This is a genomic window from Rubeoparvulum massiliense (assembly GCF_001049895.1).
GTDB lineage: Bacteria > Bacillota > Bacilli > Rubeoparvulales > Rubeoparvulaceae > Rubeoparvulum > Rubeoparvulum massiliense.
Genome location: NZ_CVPE01000006.1, coordinates 776,073 through 794,617, shown reverse-complemented (window position 1 = coordinate 794,617; position 18,545 = coordinate 776,073). Strand labels below are relative to the sequence as shown.

The window sequence follows — 18,545 nt, the reverse complement described above, 5'->3', positions numbered from 1 at the left end:
ATGAGAATGATTATCAATATCAGTAAATGATGCTGAAGAGAAAGACATTTTCACAAAGTTATGTTATTCCATCATAGCTTTAGGAGGAGATATATGATGAAACATCGCGAGCAAAAATGGATGAGAACCTTCATTCTTGCATTTATCCTACTCAGTGCTGTGGCCTTGAGTCTCTCAGCTTGTTCAACCTCTACAGGTATAGAACCTTTAGCCCCTAAGAATGGTGAGACAAACCATGATGGAGCCCTTGAAGAATCATCGCATCGTTCTGTGCAGGAATTAGTGGTCTACTCCACGCGGAAAGAATCCTTTGTCCAACCCTTACTAGATCAATTTACAGCCGAGACCGGGATTAAGGTGAAGGCCCTTCATGGTGGAGATACAATGATCAACCAAATCAAAGAAGAGCGCAATCGTGTGCAAGCAGATATCTTAATCAGCAATGACATAGGGGCACTGGAGCACCTACGTATCGAAGGAATGTTACAAGGACTTGATCAGGTAGAGGGTATTGAGAGTATTGCACCGCAATTTCGTGCAGAGGACAACTCATGGATCGGACTTTCAGCTCGTACTCGTATTTTCATGTATAACCCAGCTTTGATCTCCGAAGAAGAGATGCCCAAAACCATGTGGGATCTAACAGATGAGAAGTATAAGGGTAAATTCGCCATTACCAATGGTGGTAACGCTAGTATGGTAGCCCAGATCTCTGCCCTCCGCTCAGTTTGGGGTGATAAGAAGACCAAAGAATGGCTCGAAAAAATTTCTACCAATGCAGGCGCTGTGATGAAGGGGCATGGCGAGATGCGTCAAGCGATTGGATCTGGAGAGTATGCTTTTGGTCTAGTGAATAATTACTATTATCATCTCCAATTACGCGAGCCCACCAATAATCAAGTGGCTGCAATCTATCCGGATCAGGGGGAAGGGGAGATGGGGGCATTTGTTAACGGTGCAGGAGTAGCAGTGATTAAGGATGGTCCACATTCGGATGCTGCCCTCCAATTTGTCGGGTGGTTGCTAAAGCCAGAAAATCAAAAGGCTTTCTCTTATCATTCACTGGAGGTACCACTTAATGCAGCCATCGAAGCAGCGCCTGAAGCCAAGCACATTTCGGAGTATCGTGTAATGGAGATGCACTTAAGTGAACTTGGACCCATGTGGGAGGAAACCCGCCAACTCATCGAGGAAGTTGGGTTTGATCTCCTATTACGATAATGCACAAAATGCGATGGTTAAAGTAATGATGAGGAGGGGAGTTCAGTGAGAACGCTACATCTCGGACTCAAGAACAATACAATAAGACGGGGAGATCGTTGGACTAGCTTTTATATCATGGGAACACTCTTTGCCACCTTGCTAGCCCTACCGGTGATCTATGTGATCATCCAGGCAGGTGGTACAGAATTTACCCGCTGGCAACGGCTGTGGAATGTTCGAATCCCCAGCTTACTTAGTAATACGCTCCAGCTCACGCTCTCGGTCACCCTAGCTGCAGTGCTCATTGGTGTTAGCCTTGCTTGGCTAGTCGAACGAGTTGAACTCCCCTTCCGCAATTTTTGGCGCTGGGCTCTTGCGCTTCCTTTGCTCATCCCTCCGTATATTGGGGCTGTGGCCTATATCATTATCCTTGGGCCAAAAGGTTGGGTGGCTAGTCTCTGGGAATCTACCATTTATCAACGCCTTGGCTGGTCCTACCCATTGCAGATTTACTCCTTCTGGGGCATCTTTTTTGTGCTCACGCTCTTTACCTATCCCTATGTTTTTATTATTACAAGTGCAGCCATTCGGAAAATTAGTGGTCATTATGATGAATTGGCAAGGAGCCATGGCTATACCACCTTCCAGCTCTTTCGCCATACCCATCTGCCTCTTTTGCAACCAGCAATCCTAGCAGGAGCCATTCTCATTTCACTATATGTGCTCTCTGACTTTGGAGCGGTGGGAATGCTTCGCTATTTAACCTTTACTACAGCCATCTATTATCAGATGGGAAGCTATGATCAAGCATCTGCTACCATTTTAAGTACTTTTCTAATTGGACTCATGTGGATCATTCTTTGGCTCAAGGTACGTCTTCAGCGTGATCATCATGTGGCACAACAGCTCCATTCCTTTCAGCCAGCTGTGCCGCTGAAGATTTCCAAGGTGGCACGAGCAGGTAGTCTATTCTTCATCTCTCTTCTCTTTATGCTCGCTTTTCTCATACCATTGGTAGTCTTTCTCTACTGGAGCTGGCAGGCTTTTCAATTAGGAAATTGGGATCCTCGCTTCTGGGAATACGCCTGGAATAGCCTCCAGATTTCCTTGATTGCAGCCATTCTCAGTGTTGTGATCGCCTTGCCGATCATCTATCTCAAGCTTCGTCAGCCAACACGCTGGAGTGAATGGATCTATGGTCTAAGCTATATTGGCTATTCATTACCAGGGATTATTGTAGGCTTAGGACTAATCTTTATCTTTAATCGCTATATTCCTTGGCTTTATCAAACACCATTCATTCTGATCATTGCTTATACCATCCGTTTTATTCCTCAAGCGATGCAGGGTGAGGAGGCATCACTGCAATTGCTTTCCCCCCGAATTGAGGAAGCTGCAAGAAGTCTAGGTCGTAAACCTTTAACAACTCTATTTACCGTGATCGTCCCGGCCATTTTACCGGGGATCCTTGCTGGTGGTGCCTTAGTCTTTGTCAGTGCATTAAAAGAATTACCAGCCACCTTGCTCTTACGTCCACCTGGGTTTGACACCCTAGCGATTCGCATCTGGGTAGAAACCAATGAAGCCCTCTACTATCTCGCAGCACCTGCTGCACTCTTTATCATCTTGATCTCCATCCTTCCCTTAAGATGGCTCCTCAGCCGCTCTACGTGATACAATAGGAGACAAAGAATGGGGATGGAGGGGAAGAAATATGCAGATCCTAGTAACGAGAAAAGTGGATGAAGAGTATCTCCAACCATTTTATCAGCGTGGTTGGCAAGTGGAAATGTGGCATGAAGCGGACCATCCCATGCCACGTACTCAATTATTGGAGTCGATTCGTCATGCCGATGGTTTATTTACGAATCTAGCTGATCCGCTAGATCAAGAGATCATTGCCGCAGGGAAGAAGCTAAAAGTGATTAGTACCATGGCGGTGGGCTTTGATAATATTCACATTCCGACAGCAATCCAAATGGGTATCCCAGTAGGCTATACGCCAGGTGTTTTGACAGAGGCAACTGCTGATCTTACATTTGCACTACTTATGGCAACAGCACGCCGTATTGTCGAAGGGGCAGAAGTGGTAAGGGAGAAGCGTTGGCCAGGCTGGGGTCCTTTTTACCTCACAGGCCAGCCCGTTTATGGACGAACTATCGGAATTATTGGTATGGGGCGGATTGGAGAAGCGGTAGCACGCCGGGCACGAGGTTTTCAGATGCCTATCCTCTATCATAACCGCAAGCGTAGAGTGGAATTAGAGCATGAGCTAGGAGCAATGTATGTGGGGTTGGAGGAGCTCTTAAGTCGCTCAGACTATGTTGTATTATTGGCTCCAGCAACGAAGGAAACCTATCATCTCATGGGACGTGACCAGTTCAAGCTCATGAAAAAAAGTGCCATCTTCATTAACGTTTCTCGCGGACAAAACGTCGATGAAATGGCACTGTATGAAGCGCTAGCCCAGCATGAGATTTGGGCAGCTGGCTTAGATGTTTATCAAGAAGAACCACTGCCAGCGGATCATCCATTCCGCCAATTACCTAATCTGCTTATGCTCCCGCATATCGGAAGCGCCGAGATCGATACGCGGGAAGCGATGGTCAAGATAACAGTGGAGAATATCTGCCGTGGTCTCGTAGGAGAGCCTCTTCTCTATACAGCCAATCCCCAAGTATATGAACGTTGATCAATTTTACATCTTCACATCTTGCTGAGGTCCTATTGTAGGGCCTCTTTTTTTACGCATCAATGGTAGAAATAATGAGAGAGTGGCTAGGATAAATAAGGCATTAGCGATTGGACTACTGAACAGAGTAAGCAGATTGCCATTAGAAATGGTAAGCGCTTGCCGTAACGACTGTTCCATCATGCCTCCTAATATAAAAGCAAGGATAAATGGGGCAGCAGGGAAATGGAACAGTCGCATCAAGTATCCTACTACTCCAAAGGCAAGTAATAGGTATAAGTCAAATGTATTAAAGCTAACAGCATAGACCCCAATAATACAGAAGAGTAGAATAAATGAAATCAGAAGCGGTCTTGGAATGAATAAGATTCGGGCTAAAAACGGGATCAAAGGTAAATTTAAGATGAGCAAAAAGAGATTGCCGAGATACATACTTGCAATTACTCCCCAGAATACATCAGGGTGCTCTACGATCATGAGTGGTCCAGGTTGAACACCAACAACAAGAAGAGCGCCCAAGAGAACAGCAGTTGTTCCTGAACCAGGAATTCCAAGGGTTAGTAGAGGAACGAAGGCACCACCAGTTGCTGCGTTATTGGCTGTTTCAGGCGCTGCTAATCCTTTCAAGTTTCCTTCCCCAAAGCTTGTTGGATCTTTTGCTATTCGTTTTTCTGTTAGATATGCGATAAAAGAGGCAATAGTGGCACCAGCGCCAGGTAGTACCCCAATAAGAAAGCCAAGGATAGAGTGGCGAGCAATGGGTCCCGATATTTCCTTTACCTCTGTTTTATCGAGGCGAAGACTTCCCATCTCCTTCTTTTCATAGGTGGGTCGTTCATGGCGATGGATAATCAGTGAAGTTACCTCAGCCAGTGCGAATAAGCCTAAAGCGATGATTAAAAAATCGATGCCTTCATATAAATACGGTGTACCAAATGTAAAGCGCTGCGTTCCGGTCTGTGGATCGATCCCAATAGTTGCCACCATCATTCCAAGCGTGGCAGAAATAAAAGCTTTTAATGTAGACCCTTCCGAAAGGGAAGAGATGGCTGTTAAACCAAGTAACATGAGGGCAAAGTACTCAATAGGTCCGAAGGTAATGGCAAGCTTGGCCATGGAAGGTGCAACGAGCATTAATGCAACCACACTAAAGGTTCCACCACTAAAAGAAGCGATGGCAGCGATAGCGAGGGCTTTGCCTGCTTTCCCCTTTTTTGCAAGAGGGTAACCATCAAAAGCGGTTGCTACGGTGCCTGCTACCCCTGGTGCATTAAGAAGGATAGAAGAGGTGGACCCCCCAAAGATTGCTCCATAGTATACACCTGCCATACAGATGAGGGCCGAGGCAGGTTGCATCCCATAACTTAAAGGAATCATGATGGCGATTGCGCTAATTGGTCCAAGGCCAGGCAACATCCCAATAATTGTTCCGATAAAGACTCCAAGAAATGCGTAAAGAATGTTTTGCCATGACAAGGCTACTTCAAATCCATAGATGATATTATTGATTGTCTCCATGATTTACCACATCCTACACCATATTTACAAGGGTAAGATCCCCTGAGGTAATTGAATCTGTAATAAATAGTTAAAAGAGAAGTAAATAATAATAGAAAAGAGCAGTGCAGTGATGATGTTAACTCGCCATCTTTTATAACCCAGGAGACGAGCGATCAAAATAAAAAATAGGATACTACTAATCAAAAAGCCAATCCACTCAAGTAAGAGGATATAGAATAGCATAACGAGGGCAATGAGGAGAAGGAAGGCTGTATCTTTACTGCTGACAGCTTCTTCACCCTTTCTTTTTTGAAAAAAGAGGAGAATAGCTAAGAAAAGCAATAGATAGCCTAAAGATTTTGGAAAGAGATCAGCATCTACAGTGGCATAGGGATAGGCTGGTAATCGATAGCTTGCATATAGAAAGAGGACAGCAATGACCATTAATATGGCAGCAAGTTTTTGATCTATTGAACGGAGCATTTAAGATTTCACCTCTCGAAAGAAGAGGGGGGGATGCTAACTACATTCCCCCCTTTCTAGTGATTGAACAAGCTATTGAGCAAGATTTAACTCTTCCATTAGCTGACGTAAGATTTCATATTCTTGATCAAGGAACTGGCCAAATTCAGAGCTACTCATAAAATAGTTTTGCCAGCCGTATAAGTTTATCTGTTCTTGCCAAGCGGGTGTATCCATCATCGCCTTAATACTCTCTTCATAAAAAGCTACAGCGCGTGGGTCCATATCAGGCGGTCCCATTAATCCACGCCAGACCACAAATTGATCATTAATTCCTTGTTCGATCAATGTGGGGAATTGAGATATTATATCGCCTTCTAATCGTTCAGGTGCTGTGATGGCGAGGACACGAACATTACCTGCCTTCGCTTGCTCTGCTGCTTCAGCTAGTCCTGTTGAATAGACATCAACTTTATTACCCAGTACCATTCCCATTCCGCCACCATCTTGTGCGGAGACGTATTTTAATTTCTTCACATCAACACCAGCAGCCTTCATTGCTTTTACGAATTGCATATGATCCATGCTACCCGGTGAAGAGGTTCCTACGATGGAGATAGATGTGGGATCAGCTTTAAGCACTTCAACTAGATCATTGATTGTTTGATAGGGGGAGTCTGCTTTGACTACGAAAGCACCATAGTCAGCAATAATGCCAGCAATGGGTGTGAAATCTTGATGCTTTAGATCCGATTGACCGTTTAACGGAACAAAGAGAATCGGTGGAGAGGTGATAAAAAGTGAATGATTATCACCCTTTTTACTGTGGATATATGCCCAGCCTACTGCACCACCACCACCAGGCTTGTTCATAACAGCCATTCGTTTAGTGATCAGTTTTTCTTCCTCAAGGACTTTTGATACAGCACGTGCGGTGGTATCCCAACCGCCTCCAGCACCTGCAGGTGCAACTAGTTCAATAGGTTTTTGCGGTTTCCATTCCCCTTCCGTTTGGTTTGAAGGGCTTGCTTGATTACACCCTGAAAAAATCAAGATAAAGCTACTAAGCATGAGGAGCATTTGGGTAATTCGAGTTTTCATAGTAATCCTCCCAATCCATGTAATCGTTTACAAAACTAGCTATATTCAAATTATTACAAAAAATAAAAATATGTCAACAATTAAACATAAAAGGAAAAAAATAAAAAATAGATTGGCAAGGTAAATAATATTGAAAACAATTTTAAATAAGAAACTATTATAAATTGACAGCGATTATTCATGTACTACAATAGAAATATTAGAATAATATTGGATCTAAATTTGGCCGCACTTTACATAGAAATGCAGGTGGTATGCTTGAAGCAACGGGAAAATGAAATGAATATCCATGAGGAATTGCAACGAGATTTAGAGCAATTACGAACAGAGAATGCTCGGAAGGAAGCAATACTTCAAGATTATTTACGTAATTTAACCGATATAAAATCTGCCCTCGATGAAGCAGCAATCGTGGCGATGACAGATCTATCTGGGCGAATTACGTACGCCAATGATAAATTTTGTGAAATATCAAAATATCCTCGTGAAGAGCTGATTGGAAAAAATCATCGCATTATCAATTCAGGGTATCATCCCAAATCATTTTTTAAAGATATGTGGCAAACGATCCTTGAGGGTCGGGTCTGGCGCGGAGAGATCCGTAACCGTGCCAAGAATGGCTCCTTCTATTGGGTCTATACAACTATCGTGCCATTCCTCAATGATCATGGTAAGCCCTATCAATTCGTCTCCATTCGTTTTGATATCACAGATAAAATAGTAGCTGAAGAAAAGCTGCGCGAGGCATTTAAAAAAGCTTTGGCTGACCGAATTATTCAGAGTATGCCCATTGGGCTATTTGTCCTTGATCAAGACATGCATGTTCGTTCCGTTAATTATGAAGGCTCAAAAATCTTACATGTGGCAACAGAACGGCTTCTTCATCAATCTTTGGATAGATTTGCAGCGAAGCTTTATGGTGAAATTTTGCGGAGAATGAGCAATTGGGATCAAAAATCCACGATACAATTTGAGTTTGAACAAGCGTTAGACCACCGGATCTATACGGTAAGAATGACCCGACCTCAACTATTTGATGAGATGGATGGTTCTTATCTTATTACGATGGAGGATATTACAGAACGGAAAGAAGCAGAGGAGACCATTAATTTCATGGCTTATCATGATGAGCTCACAGGCCTAGCTAATCGTCGAGCTTTGATGGAGCAGATTCAAAAGCAAACCAGCGATACCCAGAATCATCAATTTGCAGTAATCTTACTGGATTTAGATCGCTTTAAAACGATCAATGATTCACTAGGTCATGGTGTTGGTGACAATATTCTTCAACAGACTGCTGAGAGAATGAAAGCAGGAGTACCAGCTGATTCCATGATTGCTAGGATGGGTGGCGACGAATTTGTGGTGTTGCTTTCACAAATGGGTCAAAAAGAAGAAGTGTGTAAAATCGCCGATCGTCTTATTGAGGTACTTGAGGAACCATTTTTCGTAGAGGGTGCCACCTTTCACTTATCTGCAAGCATGGGAATTTCCTTCTATCCTCGTGATGGTCAAGATGGAGAAACTCTAATCAAACATGCTGATATCGCTATGTACCGTGTTAAGGATCGAGAAGAGAAGAGTTATCGTTTTTATACAACTAGTCGTAATGAAGTTTATGAACAGCTCATCCTTGAAAATGAATTGCGGGAAGCCATTGAGCAAGATCAATTTAGTCTCTATTATCAACCACAGGTGGATACTAGCACTGGGAAGGTGGCAGGCTTTGAAGCGCTCATTCGTTGGATTCATCCAACAAGAGGAATCGTTCCACCGCTGGACTTTATTCCACTGGCAGAAGAGACAGGCTTGATTGTGCCAATTGGTGAAATGGTGATTGAGAAGGCATGCAAACAGCTTGCCCTTGTTCAAGCCCGTGGTTATCAACCACTACCTGTGGCGGTCAATCTTTCTATCCGTCAATTTCGTCAGGCTAATCTTGTACAACATATTGCTGAAGTAATCAAGAAGACAGGGATTGATGCCAAGCTATTGGAACTAGAGATTACGGAATCATTAACCCGCGATGTGGATCATACGCTAAAGGTTATGAAGGAACTGCAGCAGTTGGGTGTTCATATGAGTATGGATGACTTTGGAACAGGATATAGTTCCCTCTCATTAATCAATCAACTACCCATCTCTAAATTGAAGATCGATCAATCCTTCATTCGCTCCATGGTGGAAGAGCGTTCATATCAAACCATTGTATCCACCATCATTGTGATGGCGAAGCATCTTAACATGCGCACTGTGGCAGAAGGGGTTGAAACTCAAGAGCAATTGCGCTTATTGATGGAGTATGACTGTGATTTGATCCAAGGCTATTTATGTAGCAAACCAGTTCCTGCAAAGGAAGCTCTCTGTTTTTGGGAGGAAAATGAAAGCTTATTATGATGAAAAATTGAAGAAACAATAAAAAAATGCGGGACTCATCCCCGCATTTTTCACTCCATCATCTATGTTTACTCCTGATTGGACTCGCTGCTCTCCGATGTAGGCATCGGATTATTTTGTGCATCAGCTTGCTTTCGTGTCTCCTTCAGCTGAGCCTTACTCACAGCTTCAAACCGTTCTTTCCAAGTTTTCACTTCCTGCTGCAGCTGGGAGATTTTGCGTTGCAGACGATACTGACGAAAAATTCCAAACGATCCGACCATGATGCCACCGAGTAAAACGGAGGTTAGAATCACGATAATCAAGGGAACGGTTGCTTCTGTATATAGAAAATTGACTTCCACATTCTCCACATTGGCAACAGCAAAGACGGCAATCAATAAAGTGAAGAGTAAGCCAACAATAATACCCCATTGAGCTTTCATCAAAGTATCACTCCTATTCTATCTTCAACTGTACCTTATTGTACCATGTTGGAAGTGGCGATGGTGTGGCAATTTGGGAAAAGATTACGGTGGGTCATTGGCAGAGTGAATCATCTCATGGTAGAGTGAGAAGAAGAGAATATTAAAAGGAGTTAAAGGTGTGAAGATATCGATGGAACCATTACGTAAAGTGAGCTACTTCGTGATTCTTGTTTGTATCGTAAGCAGCTCTTTTATCATTCCTGTGGCTGCCACAGAAGGTACAGAGAGTTCTAAGCACTCCCAGCTGTCGTCAGTATTCATGGAAGAATGGACGAAATATCGCCAAGCTCTACAGAACCAAATGCTACATCCTAATATTAGATCTTTCAAGGCTGAGCAGACTGGTGATAAACTACAACCAGTTACAGCTCCAATAACCAATAATCTTTTACTTCTTGTTAATAAAGTGAACGAATTACAGAAGAAGTATGTACCCAGTGATCTTGTCATCCCAAATGTACGCTTCCCCTTCAGTGAAAATCTTGAGAAAAAACAATTACGAGAACCAGCAGCACAAGCATTGGAAGAGCTTTTCAATGCAGCTGAACAGGATGGGATTACGCTTTATGCTGTCTCAGGCTATCGTTCGTATCAACGTCAGGAAGTACTCTTTGCTTATAATGTAGATACGAAGGGCTTTGTGGAAGCGAATCGTGTAAGCGCCCAGCCAGGCCAAAGTGAGCATCAATCTGGGTTAGCCATGGATGTTTCAGGTGCTTCCATTAACTTCGCCCTTGAAGAGGAGTTTGCTCATACCCTTGAAGGAGAGTGGGTAGCTCAGCATGCTCATGAATACGGCTTTATCATCCGCTATCCAAAGGATAAAGAAGAGATTACAGGCTATCAATATGAGCCCTGGCATCTTCGCTATGTAGGAGTAGAGATCGCCACCATCATTCATGAAAAAGGGGTTACCCTCGAAGAGTATCTAGCTACTCATGTATTGGCTCAAGAGATCGTTCAACTGCTGCATGCTGTTACGAATCCATTATGATAAGCAATTAATATTGAAGAATAAAAAATGGGGCGTCCAGAAGTCAGCTTTCACTGACTTTCTGGACAGCCCCATTTTTTATACCTTATTATGAACGAAAGCTATCAGGGAAAATATTAAGATCAATGTTCCAAATCACTGGGAGTACAAAGTAGATTAGAGTTGCGATGATAATCATCGAAATGATATTAATCCAGAAGCCTGTCTTAGCCATATCCTTAATCTGTAGATATCCAGAACCGAAGACTACTGCATTCGGAGGTGTAGCTACAGGAAGCATGAACGCACAGGATGCTGCCAGTCCAGCAGCCACCATTAATGCATAAGGATGGACGTTCAAGGCAAGGGCAAGGGAAGCCATAATAGGGAACATCATGGTAGCCGTTGCTGTGTTAGATGTAATCTCAGTCAAGAATGTTACGAGTCCAGTAACCAACAAGATTACCAAGAAGAAGTTCAAGCCTTCTAAGCCGATCAATTGGTTACCGATCCACTCGGATAAGCCTGAGCCCTTAAAGCCAGCAGCAATAGCCAATCCACCACCGAATAGGAGAAGGATTCCCCATGGTAGATCCTTCATATTCCCCCAGTCAAGGATATTCTGAGCCTTGTTAGAGCGTGCAGGGATAATAAAGAGGATGACAGCGAAGAGGATCGCGATCATGGTATCATCCACTTTAATTCCTTTACTCTCTAACAATGCATTGATGACAAAATCACGGAAAATCCAGCTTAGTGCAGCTAAAGCAAACACGATAGCAACGATTATCTCTTCATAGCTCATTTTGCCTAGTGCGGTTTTTTCCTGACGAATGAGAGCTTTACCACCTGGAATTGCTTTCACCTTAAGCGGGAAAGCGATCTTCACAAGATAAAACCATGCAACAAAGAGCAGAATTGCAGCCAATGGTGTACCAAACATCATCCATTTAGCGAAGGAGATCTCAACACCATAGAGTGTGCTTACCTGTGAGGCAAAAATGGCATTGGGTGGTGTACCGATTAATGTACCTAAACCACCAATGGAAGCAGCGTAAGCAATGGCAATCATGATTGCCTTCCCAAAGTTTTTCTCTAGCTCTTGATTATTATGCTTTGAAGTTTCAGAGATTTGATAGATAATGGCCATTCCAATGGGAACCATCATCATGGCTGTAGCTGTATTGGAGATCCACATGGAGAGGAATCCAGTGGCCACCATGAAGCCCAAAATAATCATCTCTGTACTTGTTCCAATCACTGAAATGATGGAGAGGGCGATCCGTTTGTGTAGGTTCCAACGTTCCATGGCAAGGGCGATCATAAACCCACCCATAAACAGAAAAATCGTTGGGTCACCATAGGATGAGGTGACTGCTTTCGTCCCGAGAGCCCCTGTTAGTGGAAAGATAATGATCGGGAGTAGGGAAGTAGCAGGAATCGGTATCGCTTCTGTGATCCACCAGGTTGCAATCCACAGAGTGCCAGCTAGGACAGCTCGTGCTTCTGGAGTCATTCCTGCTGGTTCAATAACAAACATAAAAATAATAAAGAGTGTTGGCCCTAAAAGTAAGCCAAGACGTTGACCAAAGTTTAAGGAGCGCGTTTTGTTTTTCATATTATTGCCGCCACCAGAACCGGTGGTATTTGAATTATGGCTAGGTTTAGTAGTTTTGCTCATTGATTCGGGTGTAGTATCTGGCTTCACGAAGAAACGAAGTAATTTCTTTGTCTCATCATGAATATCCCACATCCGATTCCAAACTTGTACAATCCCTTGTTGAATCAAACTGAATCCCTCCTATTAATAAAATGTATTCGCTTTCATAAGCGATTGCCCCAGAAAATAAAGATTGGAACTGAATCAAAGAGCGTCGTAACACTGTCCTTCGATCAACGTATCATATTCGACAAAAAATAATAAAAAATGTCATACTATTAAATTAATAGAGTTCACAAACTGTGTCAAGATCTTTTTTAAATATTTAAACTGTTATAAAACAGAAAAATCTTCATGGTATTCATTGGCATACCTCAGAATCATCTAGAAAATCAGGTGTTGAGAGATAAGATTGACTAAATATACATAGAAATGTAATATTATAAATATCCTTATACATCTTAGAAAGGCAGGCTATTGTGTTATGGAGCATAGGGGTATCATCATCACAAGAAAGATTTAAGCATCCCCCTATGAGGATGCTTTTTTACTATCACTATTGTCACCTATGACTTACAATACTAAGATAGTAGGGTATTACTTTTTTTATAGCAATTATTTACTTGTAATTGATGAGGAGATGGTACAAATATGACAACGAGAAAAAATCAGAAATGGAGTAACGTAGACTTTGTTTTGATAGTGGTAACGGCAGCGCTCTATGCTGTAACACTATTAATAACTGCGTCTTTGAAAATAGGCCCTACGCCAATCCGACCTGCCAATGCTTTACAGCCTGTATTTGGCATGTTCTTTGGTCTACCTGGAAGTATTGGCTTGGCTTTTGGTAATTTAGTCAATGACATGTTTACAGGTATGCCACCACATGCCATGATCCTGGGCTTTATCACGAACTTTCTAGGTGGATATATCGCATATAAAGCAGTGAGTCATCCTGCCTTAGCTACGAAGAAAAGCTGGATTGAATACTACATATTTGTTACCTTGATTGCATCAGCTATCATTGCAGGATCTGTTTATATCAATGTATGGTTAGGCTTAACCTCACCAGCCATCGCTGCTTTTTTAATCCCCAATATCTTTTTAAATCAGTTTTTTGCCACAGCCATCCTTGGACCAGTGCTTATTAAGTTTTTATACCCATTTGTAAAGCGCTCAGGATTATATCGCGGTCGTTCAGTGAAATAAAAGATGTGTGAGAAGGGGAGAACTTGAATGGAAATGAAGCCCATGATTATAGTTCAAGGTTTATCCTGGAAGTACCAAGATATGACAACATGGGCGCTCCAAAATCTGACATGTACCATCGCTTCAGGAGAGGTCGTGGCAATCACAGGTGCCTCTGGTGCTGGTAAATCCACTCTTCTCCTTGCGATTGCTGATCTAATCCCTACGAATTACCATGGAGAATTAGAAGGCTCTGTGGAAGTGCATGGCTCCATGGGGATCGTCTTTCAGGATCCGGAGTCACAATTTCTTGGCATGACTGTGGAAGAAGAGATTGCTTTCGCCCTAGAAAATCTAGGTTGGAATGATGAGAGGATTGAAGGTCGAATCAAAGAGGCTCTAGATTTGGTAGGATTATCAGGATTTGAGCACCGGTCCCCCTTTAACTTATCTGGTGGGGAGAAGCAGCGGGTTGCTATTGCCAGTGCTTTGGCGATGGAACCAGAGATTCTACTATTAGATGAGCCAACGTCGGAATTAGATCCTGCTGGAGCAAAGCAGATTTTTGAACTTGTTAAACGTTTGAAAGTAACGGGGATGACCATACTCATCGCAACCCATGCGCTCGAAGAGATCGCAGGTGTAGCTGATCGAATCATGTTACTTAACCAGGGGCGTGAGCAGTTCTTCTTAGAGCCAGCCAGTTATTTTAGAAATTCCACACTTTTGCAAGAATCAGGATTGACTATACCAGAACCCTTTCAGTTCTACCATTGGTTACTTCAACAAGAGATTATCCCTAGTGATAGCCCGCTCCCAACAGAATTGAAAGCATGGGATCAACTTCTACTTCCTGACAGGAAGGAGGTCAAGTGATGGAACCCATTGTGAGGCTAGAGAATGTACACTACCATTATTCTTCAGAAGGAACGGGAGTACTTCATGGCATTTCACTTTCCATCTACCCAGGGGAATTCATCGCCTTGATCGGCGGTAATGGATCTGGGAAAACAACGCTTGCAAAGCATTTCAATAGTTTATATCAGCCTACCACAGGTCACGTATTTATTGAGGGTAAAGCGAGTGAGGAGCTAAAGCTTGCACAAGTAGCATCTTCTGTTGGCTATTGCTATCAGAATCCTGATCATCAGATTTTCCAATCGACCATTGAAGAAGAAGTGGCCTATGGTCCGAAGAATTTAGGATTGTCAAATGAGGAGATTGAAAGACGTGTAACAGCCGCCCTCCAAGCTGTTCATTTAGAGAATCTTCGTCATGAAGCGCCATTCTTTCTCGGTCGTGGAGAACGGCAAAAAATAGCTGTCGCCTCCATTCTCGCCATGGAGCCACGCTTGATCGTATTAGATGAACCAACGACAGGCTTAGATTATTGGGGCGCCCGTCAATTAATGCAGGTGGTCGATGAGCTTCATCAGAAGGGACATGCCATTCTCTTCATCACTCATGACATGGAGCTGGTTGCTCAGTATGCAAAGCGCGTCATCGTCCTTCATGAGGGGCAGGTGGTTTTAGACGATACCCCACGAGCTGCCTTTGCGCAGCCAGACAAACTGGCATTGGCGCAGGTTGAACCTCCTACACTGGTGCAGCTCGCCCTACGATATCATATCGATCCACTACCCATGAATCTAGTAGAGATGCAAGCATGGTGGCTTCGTGCATGGAAAGGAAGGGATTCCAATGGAACCTCAGGTTGAGATGCTACAAGGAGGTTCTTCCATACCAACAAAGATCCATCCTAGCTTAAAGATGCTGCTTTTTCTTTTTTTAAGCTTGTTACCCTTTGTCTTTCAAGCGCCCTATGTGCAGCTTACTCTCTTTTTCTGTAACTTGATCCTCGTTACATATCTAGGGTGGAAGCGCTCACTCTTTTTTCTCTATCTTGTTTTAGGTATTATCGGTGGCGTTATGACAGGAATCCTCTGGCTTCCTTTTATCCATGAAGGAGCGGTGCTAGTTCGCTGGCAGTTGCCCGTAGTAATGTATGAGCTGACCATCACCGATATAGGGGTAGCCTGGGCATTTGGTATGGGTCTACGAATAATGAATATCGTCCTGCTTTCGATATTTTATTTTTATACAACCTCCTCTCGGCAGCTGGTGATTGCCCTACGTGGTATAGGAATCCCATTCTCTATCAGCTATTTACTATCCTTAGTGATCCGTTTTATCCCAATGCTGAAGCATGATTTACAGGTAATTAAGGAAGCGCAAATGGTACGAGGATTACAATTTGAAGAAGGTGACTGGAAGGAGAAGCTGAAAAACTACAGTCGTCTCTTTGTTCCCTTGATCATTAATACCTTGAAGCGTGTGCAGTTAATGGCGAATGCCTTAGATAGTAAAGGGTTCCGTTTTCGTAATAAGCAGCATCGTTTCTATCGGTCCCCTGGCTGGCGAACCTATGAATGGCTAGGAGCATTGCTCATGCTGATCATCTTTGTTGCTCTCGTATATGTTGCGAGGATTCATCCTAGTCACTTTGGGATTCTATTAGACTATCGTGTATAGGATCAGTTATACTAAAGAAAGAAATCGATAGCTTTGTGGTAAGGTCATTCGATATGAATGTTAAAAGGGAAGTAGGTGTAATTCCTACACGGTCCCGCCACTGTATACGCTAGAGATGCTCCAAATGCCACTGTCCATAAAGGATGGGAAGGTGAGTATTCTCGCTAAGCGTAAGTCAGGAGACCTGCCTTACCAGCTCTGTGAATCCTTCGAGGAAAAGGTGATACAGGTGACTGCCATAAAAAGCTTTGCAAAACTAGCATCATGAGATGCTTTTGCAAGAGATGGTGACACCCTGTTCTCCTCGAGGAGAACTTTTTTTATTTAATAGGTAGAGGAGGATTTTTATGAAGAAGCGATACTGGTTAGGCCTAGTATTATTGCTGATGATGACACTTGTCTGGCTTCCTGGCTGTGGAAGTAATGGAGAAAGCACTACGGCTGATCAACCAAAAGAAGCTCAGCCTGCAGTAGAATCAGAAGCATGGACACCTGTAGAGATAACAGATGCGCTAGATCAAAAGCTTGTGATTGAACAGGAGCCAAAGAGAATTGTTTCCACCATTCCTAGTAACACAGAGATTCTCTTTGCGCTAGGCGCAGGTTCCAAGGTGGTGGGTGTCTCTGATTGGGATAACTATCCTGAAGAGGTAACTTCCATTACGAAGATCGGAGGAATCGATCTCAATATTGAAGGGATCATGGCATTAGCACCTGATTTGGTCTTCGCTCATCAATCTAGTGCAACGGCATGGGCAGATGGGCTAGAGCAATTGCGACAAGCGGGGATCAATGTGGTGGTGGTTAATGACGCAACCTCCTTTGATGAGGTATACCGCTCCATCGAAATGGTAGCACAGGCCATTGGTGAACCTACAGAGGGGGAGCAACTGGTCACTAGCATGAAGGAGCAATTTGCAGAAATTGAGAAAAAAGCAGCTTCCATTCCAGAAAATGAACGTCCCAAGGTCTGGGTTGAAATCTCTGAGGACTTATACACAGCAGGCAGTGGTACCTTCATTGATGAGATGTTGAAACTATTACATGCAAATAATATTGCAGGAGATCAAGCTGGTTGGTTCCAATTGAATGAAGAGGATGTCATTGTTCGTCAGCCTGATATCATCTTAAGTACTTATGGCTATTATGTTCCCAATGCAAAGGAATTGATCCTTGCCCGTACTGGGTGGGGGCATATTCCAGCCATTCAATCAGGCCAAGTCTATGATGTGGATAGTGATATGGTGACTCGTCCTGGTCCTCGTCTCGTGGATGGTGTCATCGAGATGGCAAAGGTTCTCTATCCTCAGTTGTTCAATGAGTAAAATCAATAGAAAGAGAATCAGGGTTACGCCATATTTAATCGCTACCCTCGTGGTGACACTCAGCTTTTTCCTCGGTATCAGTCTTGGGAGTGTCACCATCCCTCTTAACGAGATCAGTAAGGTGATATCTCATCATCTTCTGTCAGGGGGACCGACACCTTCAGAGGCAACCTATGATTCCATCGTATGGGATGTTCGTTTACCTCGTGTCACCTTGGCTTTCTTGGTGGGATCGGCATTGTCCATGGCAGGTGCAGCCTTCCAAGGCTTACTTCGTAATCCCCTCGCTGATCCATATACATTAGGGATCTCTTCGGGTTCTGCACTGGGTGCTGTATTGGTCATCTACTTTGCGTGGCAGCTTCCATTGCTTGGGGCATTTACCTTGCCGTTAATTGCCATTGCTGCAGGGTTTATTACCATGCTCTTGGTTCTCTTTTTTGCTCGACTGGTACAACGAAATATGGCGATGGAGACCATTATTCTAACAGGGATTATTTTTAGCTCGTTTCTAGGCTCATTACTCTCTTTAACGGTCGCCCTTTCCGGTGATGAGTTACGCCAGATTATCACTTGGCTTATGGGAAGCGTCTCCATGCGGGGATGGACTTATGTCTCCTTGATCCTGCCATTTTTTATCTTGGGGTCCATACTTCTCATGTTCAATACACAGGAATTAAATCTTCTCACCTTCGGTGAGGAAACAGCACAGCAGTTAGGCGTTCATACCCAACGTCGTAAGCTACTCATTATGATCGCCGCTTCAATTATGACAGGGGCTGCGGTAGCTGTTGCAGGCACCATTGGTTTTGTGGGGCTGGTTATTCCGCATATGGTACGTTTGATTTGGGGAGCAGATCATCGCCAACTTTTACCCCTCTCGGCTCTATTTGGAGGCAGCTTTCTCATCCTCGCGGATCTACTTGCTCGTACCATCATTTCACCTCGAACTCTGCCAGTAGGTGTCATCACCGCCTTGATTGGCGCACCTGTCTTTGCCTATATTCTGTATCGTCATCGTACGAAAGGAGGGAGACAAGGTTGA

The 18,545-nt window shown here is 43.6% G+C and carries 16 protein-coding genes and 1 riboswitch; of the genes, 11 read left to right on the top strand and 5 right to left on the bottom strand.

Going from position 1 to position 18,545, the window contains the following annotated elements:
* Positions 1 to 93 precede the first annotated feature (93 nt).
* Genes BN1691_RS11630 through BN1691_RS11620 form a run of 3 tightly spaced genes read left to right on the top strand, consistent with a single transcriptional unit; the run spans position 94 to position 3,895 of the window.
* A complete protein-coding gene (locus BN1691_RS11630; RefSeq protein WP_231638402.1) occupies positions 94 to 1,221 on the top strand; it encodes an extracellular solute-binding protein in 1,128 nt (375 codons plus the stop codon).
* 45 nt (positions 1,222 to 1,266) lie between these two features.
* A complete protein-coding gene (locus tag BN1691_RS11625; protein ID WP_053083760.1) occupies positions 1,267 to 2,877 on the top strand; it encodes an ABC transporter permease in 1,611 nt (536 codons plus the stop codon).
* A gap of 40 nt (positions 2,878 to 2,917) precedes the next feature.
* On the top strand, positions 2,918 to 3,895 hold the full coding sequence (locus BN1691_RS11620) for a 2-hydroxyacid dehydrogenase (protein WP_048602367.1): 978 nt from the start codon (positions 2,918 to 2,920) through the stop codon (positions 3,893 to 3,895).
* A gap of 6 nt (positions 3,896 to 3,901) precedes the next feature.
* On the opposite strand, the gene BN1691_RS11615 is transcribed toward BN1691_RS11620, so the two are convergent.
* From BN1691_RS11615 to BN1691_RS11605, 3 genes are all read right to left on the bottom strand, one after another.
* The gene (locus tag BN1691_RS11615) at positions 3,902 to 5,413 is read right to left on the bottom strand and encodes a tripartite tricarboxylate transporter permease (protein ID WP_048602366.1); all 1,512 of its coding nucleotides are present in this window, start codon (positions 5,411 to 5,413) and stop codon (positions 3,902 to 3,904) included.
* Between the two features lie 24 nt (positions 5,414 to 5,437).
* A complete protein-coding gene (locus BN1691_RS11610) occupies positions 5,438 to 5,878 on the bottom strand; it encodes a tripartite tricarboxylate transporter TctB family protein (RefSeq protein WP_048602365.1) in 441 nt (146 codons plus the stop codon).
* A 72-nt stretch (positions 5,879 to 5,950) separates the two neighbouring features.
* Positions 5,951 to 6,958: a tripartite tricarboxylate transporter substrate binding protein gene (locus BN1691_RS11605; protein WP_048602364.1), complete on the bottom strand. Its 1,008-nt coding sequence runs from the start codon at positions 6,956 to 6,958 to the stop codon at positions 5,951 to 5,953.
* A 258-nt stretch (positions 6,959 to 7,216) separates the two neighbouring features.
* Here BN1691_RS11605 and BN1691_RS11600 point away from each other — a divergent pair, with 258 nt between their 5' ends.
* Complete coding sequence (locus BN1691_RS11600; RefSeq protein WP_048602363.1) at positions 7,217 to 9,355, top strand: EAL domain-containing protein; 2,139 nt, start codon at positions 7,217 to 7,219, stop codon at positions 9,353 to 9,355.
* 68 nt (positions 9,356 to 9,423) lie between these two features.
* On the opposite strand, the gene BN1691_RS11595 is transcribed toward BN1691_RS11600, so the two are convergent.
* Positions 9,424 to 9,780, bottom strand: coding sequence for a LapA family protein (locus tag BN1691_RS11595; RefSeq protein WP_053083759.1), 357 nt, complete (start codon positions 9,778 to 9,780; stop codon positions 9,424 to 9,426).
* Between the two features lie 160 nt (positions 9,781 to 9,940).
* On the opposite strand from BN1691_RS11595, the gene BN1691_RS11590 reads away from it, so the two are divergent.
* Positions 9,941 to 10,816 (top strand): M15 family metallopeptidase, encoded by an 876-nt coding sequence (locus BN1691_RS11590; RefSeq protein WP_053083758.1) that lies wholly within the window; start codon positions 9,941 to 9,943, stop codon positions 10,814 to 10,816.
* Between the two features lie 88 nt (positions 10,817 to 10,904).
* On the opposite strand, the gene BN1691_RS11585 is transcribed toward BN1691_RS11590, so the two are convergent.
* The gene (locus BN1691_RS11585) at positions 10,905 to 12,548 is read right to left on the bottom strand and encodes an SLC13 family permease (RefSeq protein WP_048602815.1); all 1,644 of its coding nucleotides are present in this window, start codon (positions 12,546 to 12,548) and stop codon (positions 10,905 to 10,907) included.
* A gap of 558 nt (positions 12,549 to 13,106) precedes the next feature.
* On the opposite strand from BN1691_RS11585, the gene BN1691_RS11580 reads away from it, so the two are divergent.
* The 6 genes from BN1691_RS11580 (at position 13,107) to BN1691_RS11555 (ending at position 18,545) form a co-directional block, all read left to right on the top strand.
* Entirely contained in the window at positions 13,107 to 13,664 is a 558-nt protein-coding gene (locus BN1691_RS11580; protein ID WP_048602362.1) for a QueT transporter family protein, read from the top strand.
* 27 nt (positions 13,665 to 13,691) lie between these two features.
* Entirely contained in the window at positions 13,692 to 14,519 is an 828-nt protein-coding gene (locus tag BN1691_RS11575) for an energy-coupling factor ABC transporter ATP-binding protein (protein ID WP_048602361.1), read from the top strand.
* On the top strand, positions 14,519 to 15,361 hold the full coding sequence (locus BN1691_RS11570) for an energy-coupling factor ABC transporter ATP-binding protein (protein WP_048602360.1): 843 nt from the start codon (positions 14,519 to 14,521) through the stop codon (positions 15,359 to 15,361). The genes BN1691_RS11575 and BN1691_RS11570 overlap by 1 nt, the downstream gene beginning before the upstream one ends.
* Positions 15,345 to 16,175: an energy-coupling factor transporter transmembrane component T gene (locus BN1691_RS11565; RefSeq protein ID WP_231638401.1), complete on the top strand. Its 831-nt coding sequence runs from the start codon at positions 15,345 to 15,347 to the stop codon at positions 16,173 to 16,175. Before BN1691_RS11570 ends, BN1691_RS11565 begins: the two co-directional genes overlap by 17 nt.
* 24 nt (positions 16,176 to 16,199) lie before the next feature.
* Positions 16,200 to 16,381: riboswitch (cobalamin riboswitch) on the top strand.
* Positions 16,382 to 16,522: 141 nt separating this feature from the next.
* Positions 16,523 to 17,500, top strand: coding sequence for an ABC transporter substrate-binding protein (locus BN1691_RS11560; RefSeq protein ID WP_048602359.1), 978 nt, complete (start codon positions 16,523 to 16,525; stop codon positions 17,498 to 17,500).
* A complete protein-coding gene (locus BN1691_RS11555; RefSeq protein WP_048602358.1) occupies positions 17,493 to 18,545 on the top strand; it encodes a FecCD family ABC transporter permease in 1,053 nt (350 codons plus the stop codon). The genes BN1691_RS11560 and BN1691_RS11555 overlap by 8 nt, the downstream gene beginning before the upstream one ends.

What these genes read in the sequence shown, in the direction of transcription:
- BN1691_RS11630 (WP_231638402.1), top strand. Translation starts at nt 94, where the DNA reads ATGATGAAACATCGCGAGCAAAAATGGATGAGAACCTTCATTCTTGCA.
- BN1691_RS11620 (WP_048602367.1), top strand. Translation starts at nt 2,918, where the DNA reads ATGCAGATCCTAGTAACGAGAAAAGTGGATGAAGAGTATCTCCAACCA.
- BN1691_RS11615 (WP_048602366.1), bottom strand. Translation starts at nt 5,413, where the DNA reads ATGGAGACAATCAATAATATCATCTATGGATTTGAAGTAGCCTTGTCA.
- BN1691_RS11610 (WP_048602365.1), bottom strand. Translation starts at nt 5,878, where the DNA reads ATGCTCCGTTCAATAGATCAAAAACTTGCTGCCATATTAATGGTCATT.
- BN1691_RS11605 (WP_048602364.1), bottom strand. Translation starts at nt 6,958, where the DNA reads ATGAAAACTCGAATTACCCAAATGCTCCTCATGCTTAGTAGCTTTATC.
- BN1691_RS11595 (WP_053083759.1), bottom strand. Translation starts at nt 9,780, where the DNA reads ATGAAAGCTCAATGGGGTATTATTGTTGGCTTACTCTTCACTTTATTG.
- BN1691_RS11585 (WP_048602815.1), bottom strand. Translation starts at nt 12,548, where the DNA reads ATGTGGGATATTCATGATGAGACAAAGAAATTACTTCGTTTCTTCGTG.
- BN1691_RS11580 (WP_048602362.1), top strand. Translation starts at nt 13,107, where the DNA reads ATGACAACGAGAAAAAATCAGAAATGGAGTAACGTAGACTTTGTTTTG.
- BN1691_RS11575 (WP_048602361.1), top strand. Translation starts at nt 13,692, where the DNA reads ATGGAAATGAAGCCCATGATTATAGTTCAAGGTTTATCCTGGAAGTAC.
- BN1691_RS11570 (WP_048602360.1), top strand. Translation starts at nt 14,519, where the DNA reads ATGGAACCCATTGTGAGGCTAGAGAATGTACACTACCATTATTCTTCA.
- BN1691_RS11565 (WP_231638401.1), top strand. Translation starts at nt 15,345, where the DNA reads ATGGAACCTCAGGTTGAGATGCTACAAGGAGGTTCTTCCATACCAACA.
- BN1691_RS11560 (WP_048602359.1), top strand. Translation starts at nt 16,523, where the DNA reads ATGAAGAAGCGATACTGGTTAGGCCTAGTATTATTGCTGATGATGACA.
- BN1691_RS11555 (WP_048602358.1), top strand. Translation starts at nt 17,493, where the DNA reads ATGAGTAAAATCAATAGAAAGAGAATCAGGGTTACGCCATATTTAATC.